Genomic DNA, 14,439 nt, shown 5'->3' with positions numbered 1-14,439 from the left:
GCATGCGGAAGATACTCGTCGTCGGAGCCGGCCAGTCCGGTCTCCAGCTCGCCCTCGGCCTCCAGTCGCACGGCTACGAGGTCACCCTGATGTCCAACCGGACCGCGGACGAGATCCGCACGGGCCGGGTCATGTCGACGCAGTGCATGTTCCACACGGCACTCCAGCACGAGCGCGACCTCCAGCTGAACTTCTGGGAGTCCCAGGCCCCGAAGATCGAGGGACTCGGCGTCTCGGTGGCGGCCCCCGGCTCCTTCGACCCGGGCCCCTCGCAGCGCGCGATCGACTGGGTGGGGCACCTCGACGGCATCGCACAGTCGGTCGACCAGCGGGTGAAGATGGCCGGCTGGATGGAGACCTTCGCCCAGCGTGGCGGCCAGCTGGTCATCCACGGCGCGGCCGTCGGCGACCTGGACTACTTCTCCCGCGCCTACGACCTCGTCCTCGTCTCGGCGGGCAAGGGCGAGCTGGTGCAGATGTTCGGCCGCGACGCCTCCCGCTCCCCGTACAGCGAACCGCAGCGCGCCCTCGCGGTGGCCTACGTGCACGGGATGGGCCCGCGTCCGGAGCACCCGGACATGGAGGCGGTCCGCTGCAACCTGGTCCCCGGCGTCGGCGAGATGTTCATCATGCCGACCTTCACCACCTCGGGCCGCGCCGACATCCTGTTCTGGGAGGGCATACCCGGCGGCCCGCTGGACGCCTTCAAGGACGTCAAGGACCCCTCGGAGCACCTCTCCCTGACCCTGGAACTCATGGAGAAGTTCCTCCCCTGGGAGTACGCGCGGGCCACCAAGGTCGAGCTGACCGACGCCGGCGGCACACTCGCCGGCCGCTACGCCCCCACCGTCCGCAACCCGATCGGCCGCCTGCCCAGCGGCGGCCTGGTCCTCGGTGTGGCCGACGTGGTCGTCGCCAACGACCCGATCACCGGCCAGGGCTCCAACTCCGCCTCCAAGTGCGCCGCCTCCTACCTCGCCTCCATCCTGGAGCAGGGGGAGAAGGAGTTCGACGAGGCATGGATGCAGCAGACGTTCGACCGCTACTGGGAGACCGCCCAGCACGTCACCAAGTGGACGAACGCCATGCTCGCCCCGCCGCCGGAGCACATCCTCAACCTGATCGGCGCAGCCGGGCAGCTCCAGCCCGTCGCCGACCGCTTCGCCAACGGGTTCAACGACCCGGCCGACTTCGAGAACTTCTTCTACGACCCGGCGAAGACCGAGGGCTACCTGATGGAGGTCTCGGGCGCGTCGGGCGCGTAGCCGGCGGCGTACCCCTCGTCGGACCCGCCCGTCACCCCCTCGGGGAGCCTCGGCGGCGTGTACCGCCGCAGCGGCTCCCCACCGGGATCGGGCCGTACGGCGCCCAGCACCGGGTTGGCCGCGATCGGCGACACCTTGACCTCGGCGCCGGGGCGCGGTGCCTGGACGACCATTCCGTCGCCGAGGTACATCGCCACATGGGTGGCCTCGGGGAAGTACACGACCAGGTCACCGGGGCGCAGCTCGCCCAGCGGGACGTGGTCCAGCCGCGCCCACTGCTCCTGGCTGGTCCTCGGGATCGGTGTTCCGGCCCGGTCCCAGGCCACGGAGGTCAGGCCCGAGCAGTCGTACGACGCGGGGCCCTCCGCGCCCCACTCGTACGGCTTCCCGAGCTGCTCCACCGCGAAGCGCACCGCGCGGTCGCCCTCGGCGGAGGGCTTGGCGTCGTCGCCGAGCGCGCCGGACGCCATGAACCGCTCCTGCTCCTCGGCGATCCCGCTCCTCTCGAGCTCCGCCAGCGCGGCCAGCTCCTCGGGGGTGAGCGAGGCGAGGAGTTCCTCGACGGCGTGCAGCCGCTCGCGCACGTCGTCCCGCTCCTCCTCCTGCCGCTTCGCGAGGGCGGCTTGCTCGTCCAGGGCCTCGCGCGCCCGCCCCGCCAGCTCGTCGGCCTTCTTCTCCACGCCGGTCAGGCGGCCCACCGTGTCGGCCCGCTCCCGGGCCAGCTGCCCGATCACGTGCCCCTGGTCGAGGGCGTGCCGCGGGTCGCGGGCCAGCAGCAGCCGCAGATAGGGGGAGAGGTCGCCGCTGTCGCGGTACTGCTGCCGGGCCAGCCGGCCGGCCGAGCCGCGGCTGTCGCGCAGGGACAGCCGGGTCCGGGCCAGCTCGGCGTCCAGCCGCTTCACCTCGGCTTGCTGCTCCTTCAGCCGCTCCTCGGTGCCGTTGTAGGTCTCGGTGGCCTTCTCCGCCTCCCGGTACAGTCGCTGAAGGTCCGTCAGCAGCTCGGCCACGGGCCGGTCACCGCCGGCGCCGGGCCCGGGTTCGGCCGCGGCGGGCACGGGCGCGAGGACGATCCCGGCCGCCACCGCCGCCGTACACACCAGACGCAGAAGCCTTCCTGACACGTCATCACCTCCGTCGCGGGGCGGCGGGTCCGCTCCGCACGGTGAGCATGTGACGTGTTCCCGGGGCCCGCGCGCCGAGTGTGCGCGGTTCGGCGCAACGGGGTCACCCGTGGGCGTCGTCCGGCTTGCCACCCGGCGTGGCGTCTGGATCGGCGGCGTCCGGCCTGGCGTCCGGCCTGGCGTCCGGCCTGGCGTCCGGTTCGGCGTCCGGTTCGGCCTCCGGCTTGGACCAGGGCCACTTCCGGCCGGAGCCCTTCCGGCCCGCGCCCTTCTCCCCCTCGGGGGCGTACGCGTACTTCCAGCGGGCGAAGCGCAGCCCGCCGCGGGCGTCCCTGGGCACCCTGCGGTACACGAGCACGGTGGGCGGGCCGCCGTGCGGGTCCGGTACGGGGATGCGGTACGTCTTCGGCGGGTGCCCGGTCATGCCGACCAGCACGGGCAGCACCCGCCCGTCCATCGGGCCGCCCTCGAAGGGGATGTCTTCGCTCTTCACGGCACCAGTGTCAGTGATCCGCGCACCGGTGTCAGATGTCCGCCGCCAGCGCCTCGACCAGCGTCGCGGTCTGCGGGTCGCGGCGGGCGGTGACGGTCAGCACGGCGAGGAACTGCTCCACGAGCCAGTCCCGCAGCTCGTCGACGGGCGGCTGCTTGCCCTCGTCCAGCCAGATCAGCGAGGCCGCCTCCACCGCGGTGATCCACATCCGGACGGTCATCCGCAGCCGAGGGCCGGGCTCGGCGACGTCCAGGTGGCCCATGATGTGGTCGGCGGCGGCCCGGCGCACGCCGTCCACTATGGAGGAGGTCCGGGAGGTCTCCGCCACGCTGCCGCCGCGCAGCAGGGCGCTGAAGCCGGTGTCGTGCTGGTCGACGAAGGTGAGATAGCGGTCCAGGGCGCGGGAGAGCCGCGCCAGCAGCGGGCCCTCGCGGGGCTCGTCGAAGCAGAGCCGCAGCTCGTCGGCGGCGGACCTGAGCGCGGCCTCGTACAGCTGCTGCTTGCCGCCGGGGAAGTACCGGTACACCAGCGGACGCGAGACCCCGGCCTGCTCCGCGACGTCGTCCAGGGAGACCTCCTCCGGCGGCCGGTGCGCGAAGAGGGCGAGCGCCGCGTCGAGCAACTGGACGCGGCGCTCCTCGACGCTGAGCCGGCGGTAGGCGGGGGTGGAGGCCTGCGGGGTCATGAACCGCAGCGTAACCCGCACACCCCCGCGACCTCCCACGTGAGCGGACCGGACCGGTCCGACTACGCCAGCAGCCCCGACGACCTCCACAGCTTCCGTCCGACCCCGCGCAGTACACCGATGTCGTCCAGGAAGTCGGTGAGGCGCTTCGCGCCGGTCTGCATGATCTCCTTGCGGTGCCCGCTGGCCTTGACCTGGGCCAGGGCCTCGCGCTTGTCCAGGCCGACGTTCGTGTAGACCTCGGGGTTGACGAAGGCGTTGGAGAAGACGCGGGCGAACTCGCCGGAGGTGATCCGGGTGAACTCCTGCGACCACTTCGGCGCCGTCACCATCTGGCGGCGCAGCTCCTCACGGGCGTAGCGCACGTGACGGGCCTCCTCCACGACGTGGATGCGCGTGACGCCCCGGACCAGCGGCTGGACCCGCTCGTCGGGGAAGGTCAGGCGCTGCATCCAGTCCAGCACCTCCTCGCCGAGCAGCGTGGCGGTGAACGAGCCGGGCGTGGTGGAGATCGTCTTGAACAGGCGCCCCAGGTGCTGGTGGGCCGGGCTCACCGGGTACCACGGCGTCTCGCCGCGGGATATCAGCCGGGCGAACATCTTCGAGTGCCGGCACTCGTCCTCGATCTCGGTCAGCGCGTAGCGCACGTGCGCGCTCGTCGCCGCCTTGTCGTAGATGTGCCGCACCAGCAGCTGCATGAGGATCAGCTCGAACCAGATGCCGAGGGAGGCGAGCGCGGCGGCCTCGTGCTGCGAGAGCACGATGCGCTGCTCCTCGCTCATCCGCTTCCACATCGGGGTGTCGTACAGCGACACCAGCTCCGGTGGCCAGAACCACTTGCCGTCCTCGAAGGGCGCGTCCCAGTCCAGCTCCTTGTCCGGGTCGAAGGAGTGCTTGGCGGAAGAGTCGAGCAGCCTTTCGGCCACCTGCTCCCGGTCCTTGAGCAGCCCGAGCGCGTCGCGCAGGCCCTCGAGCGCGTCGGCTTCCGTCAGGGTCGTCATGGCTGTCCCACCTCGTCGTACGGTTCGGGTTACCCGCGGTTACTCTCATTTGCTTCGTCTTATGAGACTGCCTGTCAGTAAGCTCGTCAATCCCCTGCGCACGACTTGTTGACCGCGAGTAAAGAAGTGGGAGGCGCTCAGGTTCCCGGACCGAGCAGCCCAGCCCGTCCGGCACGTCGCCCGCCACCGGCGCCGACGCCCCCGCCGCCGGTGCCCCGCCGGGACCCACCACAGGGTGGTGACCGCCTCCGCGAGGCGCTCCAACCACTCCCTGCGCCGCGCCGGCATCTCCCGGTGCCGCCCCTGGTACATGAACGCGGTCAGGGCGTCCGCGTCCAGCCACACCGTCAGGTTGACGATGGGCCGGTCGTCGCCGAAGAAGGGCACGTCCGTCGCGCGGCCCGAGTCGTCCTGAAGTCGCCGCACGAACCCCTCGGCGGCGTCCGCCGCGGCGTTCACCGGGTCGAGCGCGTCCGCGAAGTCCTTCAACTGCGGTGAGTCCAGCGGAACCTTGAGGCCGGCGATGTTGACCTGGGCGAGTTCGTGCACGGCGTCAGTCAGGTACCGAACGTCAGGCCGGGCCGTCGGCGCCTCGGTACGCCCGTCTCAGGACTTGAGCACCGCCTCCATCACCGCCCGCGCGACCGGCGCCGCCATGCCGCCCCCGCTGATGTCCTCGCGGTCCGCCGCCGAACCCTCCACCACCACCGCGACCGCGACCTTCGGCTCCAGGTCGCCGTCGCCCTGCGCCCAGGAGACGAACCACGCGTACGGCGTGCCCGAGTTGCCGACGCCGTGCTGGGCGGTGCCGGTCTTGCCGCCGACGGTGGCGCCGCGGATCGCGGCGTTCGCGCCGGTGCCCTTCTCCACCACGCCGGTCATCAGCTCCTTGAGCCGCGCCGCCGTCGAGGGGCGCATCGCCTCCCGGGCGGGCCGCGAACCGGCGGTCGCCACCACGCTGCCGCCCGCCCGCATCGTCCGTTCCACCAGGTACGGCGAGCGCACCTGGCCGCCGTTGGCCACCGCCGCCGCCACCATCGCCATCTGCAGCGGAGTCGCCCGCGTGTTGTACTGCCCGATCGATGACAGCCCGAGCTGCGCCCGGTCCACCGAGGTGTCGAAGCTGCTGCGCGAGACGGCGAACGGGATGCGCAGCCCGGCGTCGTTGAAGCCGAAGGCCTCCGCAGCGGCCGCCATGTCCCGCACGCCCACGTCCGCGCCGAGCTTGGCGAACACCGTGTTGCAGGACCACTCGAACGCCTCCCGCAGCGAGGCGTCCCGGCAGCCGTCGGCCGCGTTCGTCAGCCGGGTCCGGGTGCCGGGGAGGGTGTACGGGTCGGGCGAGCGGGTCGGCGCGTCGAGGTCCCGGATCACGCCCGCGTCCAGTGCCGCCGCCGTGGTGACCACCTTGAAGGTGGAACCCGGCGGGTAGGTCCGGCGCACCGCCCGGTTCAGCATCGGCTTGTCCGGGTCGCCGTTCAGCCGGTCCCACGTCCGGGTGGCGGCCGTGCTGTTCCCGGAGAGCAGTTGGGGGTCGTACGACGGCGTGGAGACCAGCGCCAGGATCCGGCCGGTCGACGGTTCGACGGCCGCCACCGCCCCTTTGTGCCGGCCGAGCCCCTCGAACGCCGCCCGCTGCGCGTCCCCGTCGATCGTCGTCACCACGTCCCCGCCCGGGTTCTGGGCCCCCGTGACGTCGTTCCAGAGGGGGAGCGGCGCGAGCATCGGGTCCGCGCCGGACAGCAGTCCGTCCTGGGCGTGCTCCAGCAGGGTCGTCCCGTACGCCTGCGAGGCGAAGCCGGTGATCGGCGCGTACAACGGACCCGCCTGGTAGGTCCGTTCGAAACGCAGATGCTCGCCGGTGTCCCGGGAACCGGTGACCGGCTCGCCGCCGACGAGGATGTCGCCGCGCGGCTGCTGGTAGCGGGCGATGTCCGGGCGGCGGTTGGCCGGGTTGTCGTCGTACTCGGGGGCCTGGACGATCTGCACCCGGGCGGCGTTCACCAGCAGGGCGATCAGCAGCAGGGCGCAGAAGGCGGCTGCGTGCCGGATGTACCGGGTCACCGGAGCTGCTCGGCTCTCACGGCGCCACCCGCCCGTCGGCCGGACCGGCCTGTCCGGCCTGGCTGCGGGCCGCGTGGCTGACCCGGATCAGCAGCGCGACGATGGCCCAGTTGGTGACGACCGAGGAGCCGCCCTGGGCCAGGAACGGCATCGCCATGCCGGTCAGCGGAATCAGCCCGGTCACCCCGCCCGCGATGACGAACACCTGGAGCGCCACGATCGAGGAGAGTCCGACCGCGAGCAGCCGGCCGAAGGGATCGCGTGCGGCGAGGCCCGCCCGGTAACCGCGCTCCACCAGCAGCGCGTACAGCAGGAAGATCGCGGTCAGGCCGAGGAAGCCCAGCTCCTCGCCCGCGGTCGCCAGGATGAAGTCGGACTTGACGGCGAAACCGATCAGGACGGAGTGGCCGAGGCCCAGGCCCGTGCCGGTCACCCCGCCCGCCGCGAAGGCGAACAGCGACTGGGCCAGCTGGTTGGGCCCCTGGCCCGCCTCGATCGACGCGAAGGGATGCAGCCAGTCCTCCACCCTGCTGTGCACGTGCGGCTCCAGCCAGCCCACGGCGACCGCGCCCAGCGAGGCCAGCAGCAGGCCGACGGCGATCCAGCCGGTGCGGCCGGTGGCGACGTAGAGCAGGACCACGAACAGGCCGAAGAACAGCAGCGAGGTGCCGAGGTCGCGCTCGAGGACCAGGACGCCGACGCTGACCAGCCAGACGGCGACGATCGGGCCGAGGACGCGGCCGGTGGGGAGCTGGAGGCGCCACACGCGGCGGCCCGCGTACGCCAGCGCGCTGCGGTTCGCGGCCAGGTAGGCGGCGAAGAACACCGCGAGCAGTACCTTCGCGAACTCGCCGGGCTGGATGGAGAAGCCCTCGATCCGGATCCAGATGCGGGCGCCGTTCACGGCCGGGAAGAAGATCGGCACCGTGAGCAGGATGAGCGCGGCGGCGACGCAGACGTACGCGTAGCGCTGGAGCACGCGGTGGTCGCGCAGGAGCAGGACGACCACGATGAACAGTCCGACGCCCAGCGTCGACCACACCAGCTGGGTGGGGGCCGCCCGGTCGCCCGGCGTCTCCAGGTCGAGCCGGTAGATCAGGACCAGGCCGAGGCCGTTGAGCAGCACCCCGATGGGCAGCAGGAGCGGGTCGGCCCAGGGGGCGCGCAGCCGTACCGCCAGATGGGCGAGGAGCGCGAGCACGCCGAGCCCGGCGCCGTAACCGGCGGCGCCGGGCGGGAGGGTGCCGTGCTGGGCGAGGCCGACGTTGCAGTAGCCGAAGACCGACAGCAGGACGGCCATGAGGATCAGCGTGAGTTCGATGCCACGGCGCCGGGGGAGACGGGTGACGGGAGCGGGCGCGTCCGCCTGTGCCACGGTGATTCCGGTTCCGGTTCCGGCCTTGGTCATGTCCGGAACTTACCTAAATGGTGTGGTGTGTGAGTCGTCAGCATCAGCACCAGCGCGGCGCGGGGCCGATGTTGTCGATGTAGCGGGCCGGGCCCCAGGCCCAGGTGCCGTCCGTGAGGAGGTACCAGAGTGGGTTGCCCTGCACCTTGTCGCCGGGAGTCTTGCAGTAGATGCGGACGGTCTCGCCCCGGTGCGCGTACCGGATGACCTGTCCGCCGCGGGTCGGCGAGGTGCGCAGGGCGAGCCGGTCGGCGGTGACGACGCCCCGGTAGCTGCCCTGCTCCTGGCGGCCGTCGTTCCCGCCGCCGTTGCCTCCGGAGGGGCCGGCGGTGGCGCTGCCGGAACCGGAGCCCCCGCCGCCCCATTCGTCGTCCGCGACGGCGGGCGTGCCGGCGGCGGCCGTGGCGAGCGCGCCGGCGGCGACGGCGGTGGCGAGGCCGCGCAGGAGTGGTGAGCGCCTGGAGTGTGCGGACAGCAGGGACATGGGAGTACCTCCCGGGAGCGAACGGGCTGTCAGGTGACTAACCGCCACATTAGGAGCGCCCGGTTCGGACCGCCCGCCGCGCTGAGCCATCGGGGAACCGACCGGTCGCCCGGGGCCCGTCAGGGCTGCTGAGGCAGGGTCAGGGTCGCCAGCGCCCCGCCGTCCGGCGGGTTCGTGAACTCCAGCCGCGCGCCGAGCACCTCCGCCTGCCCCAGGGCGATCGTCAGTCCGAGGCCGTGCCCCTTCGTTCCGCCCTCGGTGCGGAACCGCTGCGGCCCGTGGGCCAGGAGGTACGCCGGATAGCCGTCCCCGTGGTCCCGTACGGTGATCACCGGCCCATCGACGGTCAGCACCACCGGCGCCCGCCCGTGCCGGTGCGCGTTCGCGACCAGGTTGCCGAGCACCCGCTCCAGGCGCCGCCGGTCGGTCTCCACCCGCGTGTCCCGTACGAGGTCGACACGCGTGTAGGTGCCGGAGCCCCGGACGACCCGCCCGGCCAGCGCCCCCAGCTGCTCCGGGTCCACCTCCAGCCGCTCCCGTCCGCTCTCCAGCCGGGAGATCTCCAGAAGGTCCTCGGTGAGCGTGCGCAGGGCCGCCACCCGGTCCTGCACCAGCTCGGTCGGGCGGCCCGGGGGCAGCAGCTCCGCCGCCGCGTGCAGGCCGGTGAGCGGGGTGCGCAGCTCGTGCGCCACGTCCGCCGTGAACCGCTGCTCGGCGAGCAGCTTGCCCTGCAGCGAGGACGCCATGGAGTCCAGTGCGGCGGCGACCGAGGCCACCTCGTCCTGCGGGCGCGTCGGATCCTGCGCACGGTGATCGCCGACCCGCGCGTCCAGGTCGCCCGCGCTGATCCGCCGTGCCACCCGCGCCGTCGTGTGCAGCCGGCGCGTCACCCGCGTCACCGCGAACGCGCCCACCAGCAGCGTCGCCCCGATCGCCAGCGCCGACGACCATACGATCGCGCTGTCCAGGCCGTCGATGGTGCGCTCACCCTGGGAGTGGTCGACCCGCACCGCGAGCGTCCGGCCGCCGTCGGCGGGGCCCGCCGCCCACATCGTGGGGCGCCCGTCGTGCTCGGCGACCATGGTGCCGCGCCGGCCCGAGGCGGCCAGCTCCCGCAGCCGCTCCGGCAGCCCCGGCGGATCGACGCCGGCGCCCCGTCGCAGCGGGTCCCCGGCCTCGTACGCCTCCGTCGCCTCCCCCAGCCGGGACAGGGCGACGTCGCGGGCCTGGCCCACGGTCTGGTTGGTGACCGAGACGTGCACCAGGACGCCGAGCAGGGCGGCGAGGGCGCAGCACATCACGGTGATGAAGACGGCGGCCTTCACGGCGAGCGGTCCGGTCCACCGGGGGAGGGCGAGCCTCACCGGGCGCTCGCCGACGGGGAGGCGGACCGGGACGCCGACGAAGACCGGGACGCCGTCGGGGACGGGGACGCCGTCGGGGACGGGGGCGGTGAGGCGGACGGACGCTTCGTGCGCTTCCCGCCGTCGTCCGTGCGCAGCATCTCGTCGCTCGTGAGGAGCATGGCCCGCTGGTCGGGGTCCCACGTCCACTGGAGCCGGTACTCGTAGCCCGCGACCTCGGAGGGCGACCGGACGATCACTGTCCGCCCGGCCAACTCGACCGCGCTCACCGCGTCGTCGTAGGACATGACCCGCACGAGCCGGTCCTTCTCGACCGTGTAGACACGTACGGCGGTCAGCTTCTCGGGCAGCAGCCGGAAGCCCAGGGTCATCTCGGGGCGCCCGTCGCCGGTCAGGTCGCGGTAGTACGGCCTGAGCACCGGGCACCGGCCGCGCTCACCGCCCGAGCCGTCCGAGCCGTCCGAGCCGTCCGAGTGGCCCGAGCCGCAGTCCGCCATCCGGCGGGCCGTCTCGCGGTACGGCGCCTCGGCGCCCTCGTAGTCGTCCGGGTGCGCGGTGATCTCGGCCCGTACGGCCGCCACCGGGTCGACCTCGCGGATGTCGCCGCCGGGCACGGCGACGCCCGTGACGACCTCGTTGTCCACCTCTCCGATGTCGTAGGCCGGACTCGACGCCGGCGTCAGGTCGGGCCAGAGCCGGGCCGGGCTCTGCGCGGCAGGCGTCGCGCCCGCGCTCCGCAGCCCGCCCGCGTCACCGCAGGCGGTCAGCGCCCCGGCCGCCGCGGCCGCCAGGAGCAGCGCGAGGGCGGCGGGGACGCGGGCGGGGTGCCCGCGGCGGCTCGGGAGCACTGCACTCCTGGGTCTCGGTCATCAGGTGATCGGCATCGGTGATCCGGCACACCTTATTCGGACGGAAGTCCATTTTGTGTGCGTGGAGGCGTGCCGGGCTACTCGGCGAGCTCCTCCAGCAGCCGCGCGGTGACCAGGCCCGCCCGCAGGTACTCCACGAACAGATCGTTGTGCAGCGCCCACGGCGAGCGCCGGGACCGGATCAGCCGGACCGCCTCCTCGGCGGTGCCGCCCCGGCGCATCAGCGTGTGGGCGACGACGAGACCGGAGCGGTTGTACCCGTGGTAACAGCGGACCAGGACCTTGCGGCCCCCGTCCAGCGCCTCACCCGCGGCCTCCGCCAGCCGGATCACCCCCGCGAGCTGCGTCCCGTCGAGGGGGCCGTCGGGGATCGGCCACACATGGTGCTCGACGCCTTCGTCCGGCCCGTGTCCGGGCAGCCGCAGCAGGGTCTGCACCAGATCGAACTCGTCCCGGACGACGGCTGACTCCCGCCTGCCGACCGGCCCTTGGAACTCGTGCCCGCCCATCCACAGGCCCGGCACGATCTCGTCCCACGGCCTGCCCGGAGCCGGAACGTCCGGTCCCTTCCCACGGGTGCGCAACGGTGCCTCCCCATCCCGCCCGAGGGTGTGCCCGACTCCTCCCTAAGGTAACCGGGTTCTTGCCCCCGCAGCACCCCGCCTGTTCCCATGGTCGTGGGGTGATGGTGCATGAACGGACTGCGCGTCATACCGACCTGGCGGCACGGTCAGGAACGGCTGTACGTCTGCCTGGCGGACGGCGGCAACGTCGCCTGGTACGACCGTGAGGCGGCCCGGGTGAACCTGCTGAGCGACGACCGCCGGGACGAGGTCCTCGAAGCGCTGGGTCCCTTCCTCACCGGCCCGGTCACGGTCGGCCCGCCCCCGGTCCCGACCCCCGCCGAGCTGGCCCGGCTCTCCCTCCACCCGGACGACGACCTCGCCCCCAACCGGCCCGGCGAGGCGCTCCTGGTCGCCCTGGAACGCGACCCCGGCCCGGCGCACCGGCTGCGGCCCGACCCGCGGCGCCGGGCGCTGGCGGCCGAGCAGTCGGCGGGGGCGGCCCTCGACCGCCTCGCCGGCGCCGGCTGGCACACCCTGCACTCCGTCCCGCTGCCCGGCGGCGACCGCGTCCACCACCTGGTGATCGGCCCCGGCGGTCTCTTCGCCCTCCACCCGCTGCCCGCCCGCGGGCAGCGGGTGCGCATCACCGACCCCCTGGTAGCGCTGGGCCGCCGCGAACCGCTACCCCTGCTGCGCCGGGTCCGCGCCGACGCCGACCGGGCCTCCTACGCCCTGACGGCCGAGGTGCACCCCGTCCTCGTCCTCTTCGGCCCGGCGAACGTGACCGTCACCGCGCCGCCCCGCTCGGTCCGCGTGCTCACGGACGCGGAGCTGCCGGACCTGGCCCGCCTGGGCGGGACGCTGAAACCGGCGGACGTGGAAGCCCTGCACGCCACGGCCCGGGACCGCGCCACCTGGACCCGCCTCTGAGGGCCGTCGCACGTCAGGGCAGGGCCGCCGCCCGCCGCCGCTCGAACAGCGGAGCCAGCAGGTCGCCGTGGTCCCGCACCCGCGGACCGACGTCCTGCGCCCGGAAGACGAACTGCTCCGCCCGCCGGCACCCGGCCACCTCGTCCCAGGTCACCGGCGTGGAGACCGCCGGTACGGACCGGGCCCGCATCGTGTACGGAGCGGCCGTGGTCTTGCGGGCCGCGTTCTGGCTCCAGTCGACGAACACCTTCCCCGGCCGCAGACTGCGCGTCATCCGGTGCACCACCAGCCGCGGCAGGGCCCGCTCCGCCTCCATCGCCAGCGTCTTCGCGTACTCCGACACCCGCTCCGACGACGACCCCCGCACCCCCGCCAGCAGATGGAGTCCCTTCGCCCCGGACGTCTTGGCGTACGCCTGGATCCCGTCCGCCGCCAGCCGCTCCCGCAACCACAGCGCGACCTCGCAGCAGTGCACGACGGTCGCGGGCGGCCCGGGATCGAGGTCGAACACCAGCCGGTCGGCCTCGTCGGGATCGTCCGCGGTCCACTGGTGCGTGTGGAACTCGGTCACCAGGTTCGCCGCCCACATCAGGGAGGCCAGGTCCTGCACCAGCACCATCCGCGCCGGCCCCTCCGACCGGGGCACCTCGGCCGTGGTGACCCAGTCGGGCGTACCCGGCGGCACGTTCTTGGTGAAGAACACCTGGCCGTCCGGGCCGTCCGGATACCGCAGGAAGGACACCGGCCGGTCCCGCAGGTGCGGCAGCAGGACGTCGGCGGTCGTCGCGTAGTAGTGCAGCAGCTCGCCCTTGGTGAGACCGGTCGCGGGATACAGCACCTTGTCCAGGTTGCTGAGGGCGACCCGTCGCCCCTCCACCTCTGTGATAGGCGCCATACCATGAGAATCTCACGAAACACGCACAAACCGCCCGACGGTCACGCGGCGGGTCGGCCGAGCGGAAAGGGTGCTGCACGTGCGATCCATCTGGAACGGCGCCATCTCCTTCGGCCTGGTCAGCATTCCCGTCAAGCTGGTGAACGCGACCGAGAGCCACGCGGTCTCCTTCCGTCAGATCCACACGGAGGACGGCGGCCGCATCCGCTACCGCAAGGTCTGCGAGCTGGAGGACCGCGAGGTCGCCCAGGACGAGATCGGCAAGGCCTACGAGGACGCCGACGGCTCGATGATCCCGATCACCGACGAGGACCTGTCCCACCTGCCGATCCCGACCGCACGGACGATCGAGATCGTGGCCTTCGTGCCCGAGGAGCGCATCGACCCGCTGCAGATGGGCTCCGCGTACTACCTCGCGGCGAGCGGCGCGCCCGCCGCCAAGCCGTACACACTGCTGCGCGAGGCGCTGGGGCGCAGCAACCGGGTCGCCATCGCCAAGTTCGCCCTGCGGGGCCGTGAGCGCCTCGGCATGCTCCGGGTCGTCGGCGACGCCATCGCGATGCACGGCCTGCTGTGGCCGGACGAGGTGCGCGTCCCCGAGGGCGTCGCCCCGGACGCCGGTGTCACCGTCCGCGAACAGGAGCTGGACCTCGCGGACGCCCTGATGGACACACTCGGCGAAATCGACCTGGATGACCTGCACGACGAGTACCGCGAGGCGCTGGAGCAGGTCATCGCCGCGAAGGCCGCCGGTGAGACGCCTCCGGAGACCCGCGAGGAGGCCGCGCCCGGGAAGGTGCTGGACCTGATGGCCGCGCTGGAGAGCAGCGTGCGGGCGGCGCGGGAGTCACGGGGCGGGGAAGGCGCCGGGCCGGCCGAGGAGGCCGAGGTCAGGACCCTGCCGCAGCGCACGCCGTCCCGGCGGACCCCCAAGCGGACCGGCGGCAAGAAGTCGACCTCGACGGCGGCCGGGAAGACGGCGGCGAGGAAGACGGAAGCGAAGAAGCCGGCGGCGAAGGAGACGGAGGGGAAGGAGACGGAGGGGAAGGAGACGGAGGGGAAGAGGACGGAGGGGAAGGAGACGGAGGGGAAGAGGACGGAGGGGAAGAGGACGGAGGCGAAGAAGTCGACGGCCTCCGCCGCCGGGAAGTCGACGGCGAAGTCCGCGCGGCCCGGGAAGAAGACCGCGGCCAAGAGCGCCACGAAGAAGACGACGGGCAAGAGCGCGCCCGCCAGGAGCACCGCCAAGAGCACCGCCAAGAAGACGCCACCGCGCAAGCGCAGCGCCTGACGC

15 protein-coding genes are annotated in these 14,439 nt (G+C 73.1%); 3 read left to right on the top strand and 12 right to left on the bottom strand.

The genetic code is table 11. The features are described from left to right. Positions 1-2 precede the first annotated feature (2 nt). Positions 3-1,265 carry a styrene monooxygenase/indole monooxygenase family protein gene (locus ACIQ1J_RS20280; protein ID WP_121749178.1) on the top strand — a complete coding sequence of 421 codons (1,263 nt, stop codon included), beginning with the start codon at positions 3-5 and terminating at the stop codon, positions 1,263-1,265. Here the strand turns inward: ACIQ1J_RS20280 and ACIQ1J_RS20275 are convergent. The 11 genes from ACIQ1J_RS20275 to ACIQ1J_RS20225 all read right to left on the bottom strand — a co-directional run bounded on the left by ACIQ1J_RS20275 (position 1,229) and on the right by ACIQ1J_RS20225 (position 11,338). Next, a complete protein-coding gene (locus ACIQ1J_RS20275) occupies positions 1,229-2,386 on the bottom strand; it encodes an NlpC/P60 family protein (RefSeq protein WP_403558407.1) in 1,158 nt (385 codons plus the stop codon). The two genes, ACIQ1J_RS20280 and ACIQ1J_RS20275, sit on opposite strands and share 37 nt — an antisense overlap. 103 nt (positions 2,387-2,489) lie before the next feature. After that, on the bottom strand, positions 2,490-2,879 hold the full coding sequence (locus ACIQ1J_RS20270) for a hypothetical protein (protein WP_403558405.1): 390 nt from the start codon (positions 2,877-2,879) through the stop codon (positions 2,490-2,492). Between the two features lie 31 nt (positions 2,880-2,910). Then, positions 2,911-3,564, bottom strand: coding sequence for a TetR/AcrR family transcriptional regulator (locus tag ACIQ1J_RS20265; protein ID WP_210960491.1), 654 nt, complete (start codon positions 3,562-3,564; stop codon positions 2,911-2,913). Between the two features lie 62 nt (positions 3,565-3,626). Further along, positions 3,627-4,565: a diiron oxygenase gene (locus ACIQ1J_RS20260; RefSeq protein ID WP_403558403.1), complete on the bottom strand. Its 939-nt coding sequence runs from the start codon at positions 4,563-4,565 to the stop codon at positions 3,627-3,629. A 45-nt stretch (positions 4,566-4,610) separates the two neighbouring features. Next, entirely contained in the window at positions 4,611-5,114 is a 504-nt protein-coding gene (locus ACIQ1J_RS20255; protein ID WP_403558401.1) for a DUF3291 domain-containing protein, read from the bottom strand. Positions 5,115-5,171: 57 nt separating this feature from the next. After that, positions 5,172-6,629 carry a penicillin-binding transpeptidase domain-containing protein gene (locus tag ACIQ1J_RS20250; protein ID WP_403558399.1) on the bottom strand — a complete coding sequence of 486 codons (1,458 nt, stop codon included), beginning with the start codon at positions 6,627-6,629 and terminating at the stop codon, positions 5,172-5,174. A gap of 16 nt (positions 6,630-6,645) precedes the next feature. Further along, on the bottom strand, positions 6,646-8,037 hold the full coding sequence (locus tag ACIQ1J_RS20245) for an FtsW/RodA/SpoVE family cell cycle protein (protein WP_403558397.1): 1,392 nt from the start codon (positions 8,035-8,037) through the stop codon (positions 6,646-6,648). Positions 8,038-8,080: 43 nt separating this feature from the next. Next, on the bottom strand, positions 8,081-8,521 hold the full coding sequence (locus ACIQ1J_RS20240; protein WP_403558395.1) for an SH3 domain-containing protein: 441 nt from the start codon (positions 8,519-8,521) through the stop codon (positions 8,081-8,083). Positions 8,522-8,640: 119 nt separating this feature from the next. After that, a complete protein-coding gene (locus ACIQ1J_RS20235) occupies positions 8,641-9,885 on the bottom strand; it encodes an ATP-binding protein (protein ID WP_403558393.1) in 1,245 nt (414 codons plus the stop codon). Next, positions 9,882-10,733, bottom strand: a complete 852-nt coding sequence (locus tag ACIQ1J_RS20230; protein ID WP_403558391.1) for a hypothetical protein — start codon at positions 10,731-10,733, stop codon at positions 9,882-9,884. The genes ACIQ1J_RS20235 and ACIQ1J_RS20230 overlap by 4 nt, the downstream gene beginning before the upstream one ends. A 98-nt stretch (positions 10,734-10,831) precedes the next feature. After that, complete coding sequence (locus ACIQ1J_RS20225) at positions 10,832-11,338, bottom strand: dual specificity protein phosphatase family protein (RefSeq protein ID WP_403558389.1); 507 nt, start codon at positions 11,336-11,338, stop codon at positions 10,832-10,834. A gap of 108 nt (positions 11,339-11,446) precedes the next feature. Between ACIQ1J_RS20225 and ACIQ1J_RS20220 the strand changes: the two genes are divergently transcribed. After that, positions 11,447-12,250, top strand: coding sequence for a nuclease-related domain-containing protein (locus ACIQ1J_RS20220; protein ID WP_403558387.1), 804 nt, complete (start codon positions 11,447-11,449; stop codon positions 12,248-12,250). Between the two features lie 13 nt (positions 12,251-12,263). Here ACIQ1J_RS20220 and ligD read toward each other — a convergent pair whose 3' ends face one another. Beyond that, on the bottom strand, positions 12,264-13,145 hold the full coding sequence (gene ligD / locus ACIQ1J_RS20215) for a non-homologous end-joining DNA ligase (protein WP_403558385.1): 882 nt from the start codon (positions 13,143-13,145) through the stop codon (positions 12,264-12,266). A gap of 79 nt (positions 13,146-13,224) precedes the next feature. Here ligD and ACIQ1J_RS20210 point away from each other — a divergent pair, with 79 nt between their 5' ends. Then, entirely contained in the window at positions 13,225-14,436 is a 1,212-nt protein-coding gene (locus ACIQ1J_RS20210) for a Ku protein (RefSeq protein WP_403558383.1), read from the top strand. Positions 14,437-14,439 lie beyond the last annotated feature (3 nt).

The organism is Streptomyces sp. NPDC097107 (assembly GCF_044762405.1).
In the GTDB taxonomy this organism is placed as follows: domain Bacteria; phylum Actinomycetota; class Actinomycetes; order Streptomycetales; family Streptomycetaceae; genus Streptomyces; species Streptomyces thinghirensis.
The sequence above is the reverse complement of the archived record's forward strand: the minus strand, read 5'-3'. Positions and strand labels throughout refer to the sequence as shown.

Coding starts and splice junctions, on each gene's coding strand:
- ACIQ1J_RS20280 (WP_121749178.1), top strand. CDS start 3: ATGCGGAAGATACTCGTCGTCGGAGCCGGCCAGTCCGGTCTCCAGCTC.
- ACIQ1J_RS20265 (WP_210960491.1), bottom strand. CDS start 3,564: ATGACCCCGCAGGCCTCCACCCCCGCCTACCGCCGGCTCAGCGTCGAG.
- ACIQ1J_RS20260 (WP_403558403.1), bottom strand. CDS start 4,565: ATGACGACCCTGACGGAAGCCGACGCGCTCGAGGGCCTGCGCGACGCG.
- ACIQ1J_RS20245 (WP_403558397.1), bottom strand. CDS start 8,037: ATGACCAAGGCCGGAACCGGAACCGGAATCACCGTGGCACAGGCGGAC.
- ACIQ1J_RS20240 (WP_403558395.1), bottom strand. CDS start 8,521: ATGTCCCTGCTGTCCGCACACTCCAGGCGCTCACCACTCCTGCGCGGC.
- ACIQ1J_RS20220 (WP_403558387.1), top strand. CDS start 11,447: ATGAACGGACTGCGCGTCATACCGACCTGGCGGCACGGTCAGGAACGG.
- ligD (WP_403558385.1), bottom strand. CDS start 13,145: ATGGCGCCTATCACAGAGGTGGAGGGGCGACGGGTCGCCCTCAGCAAC.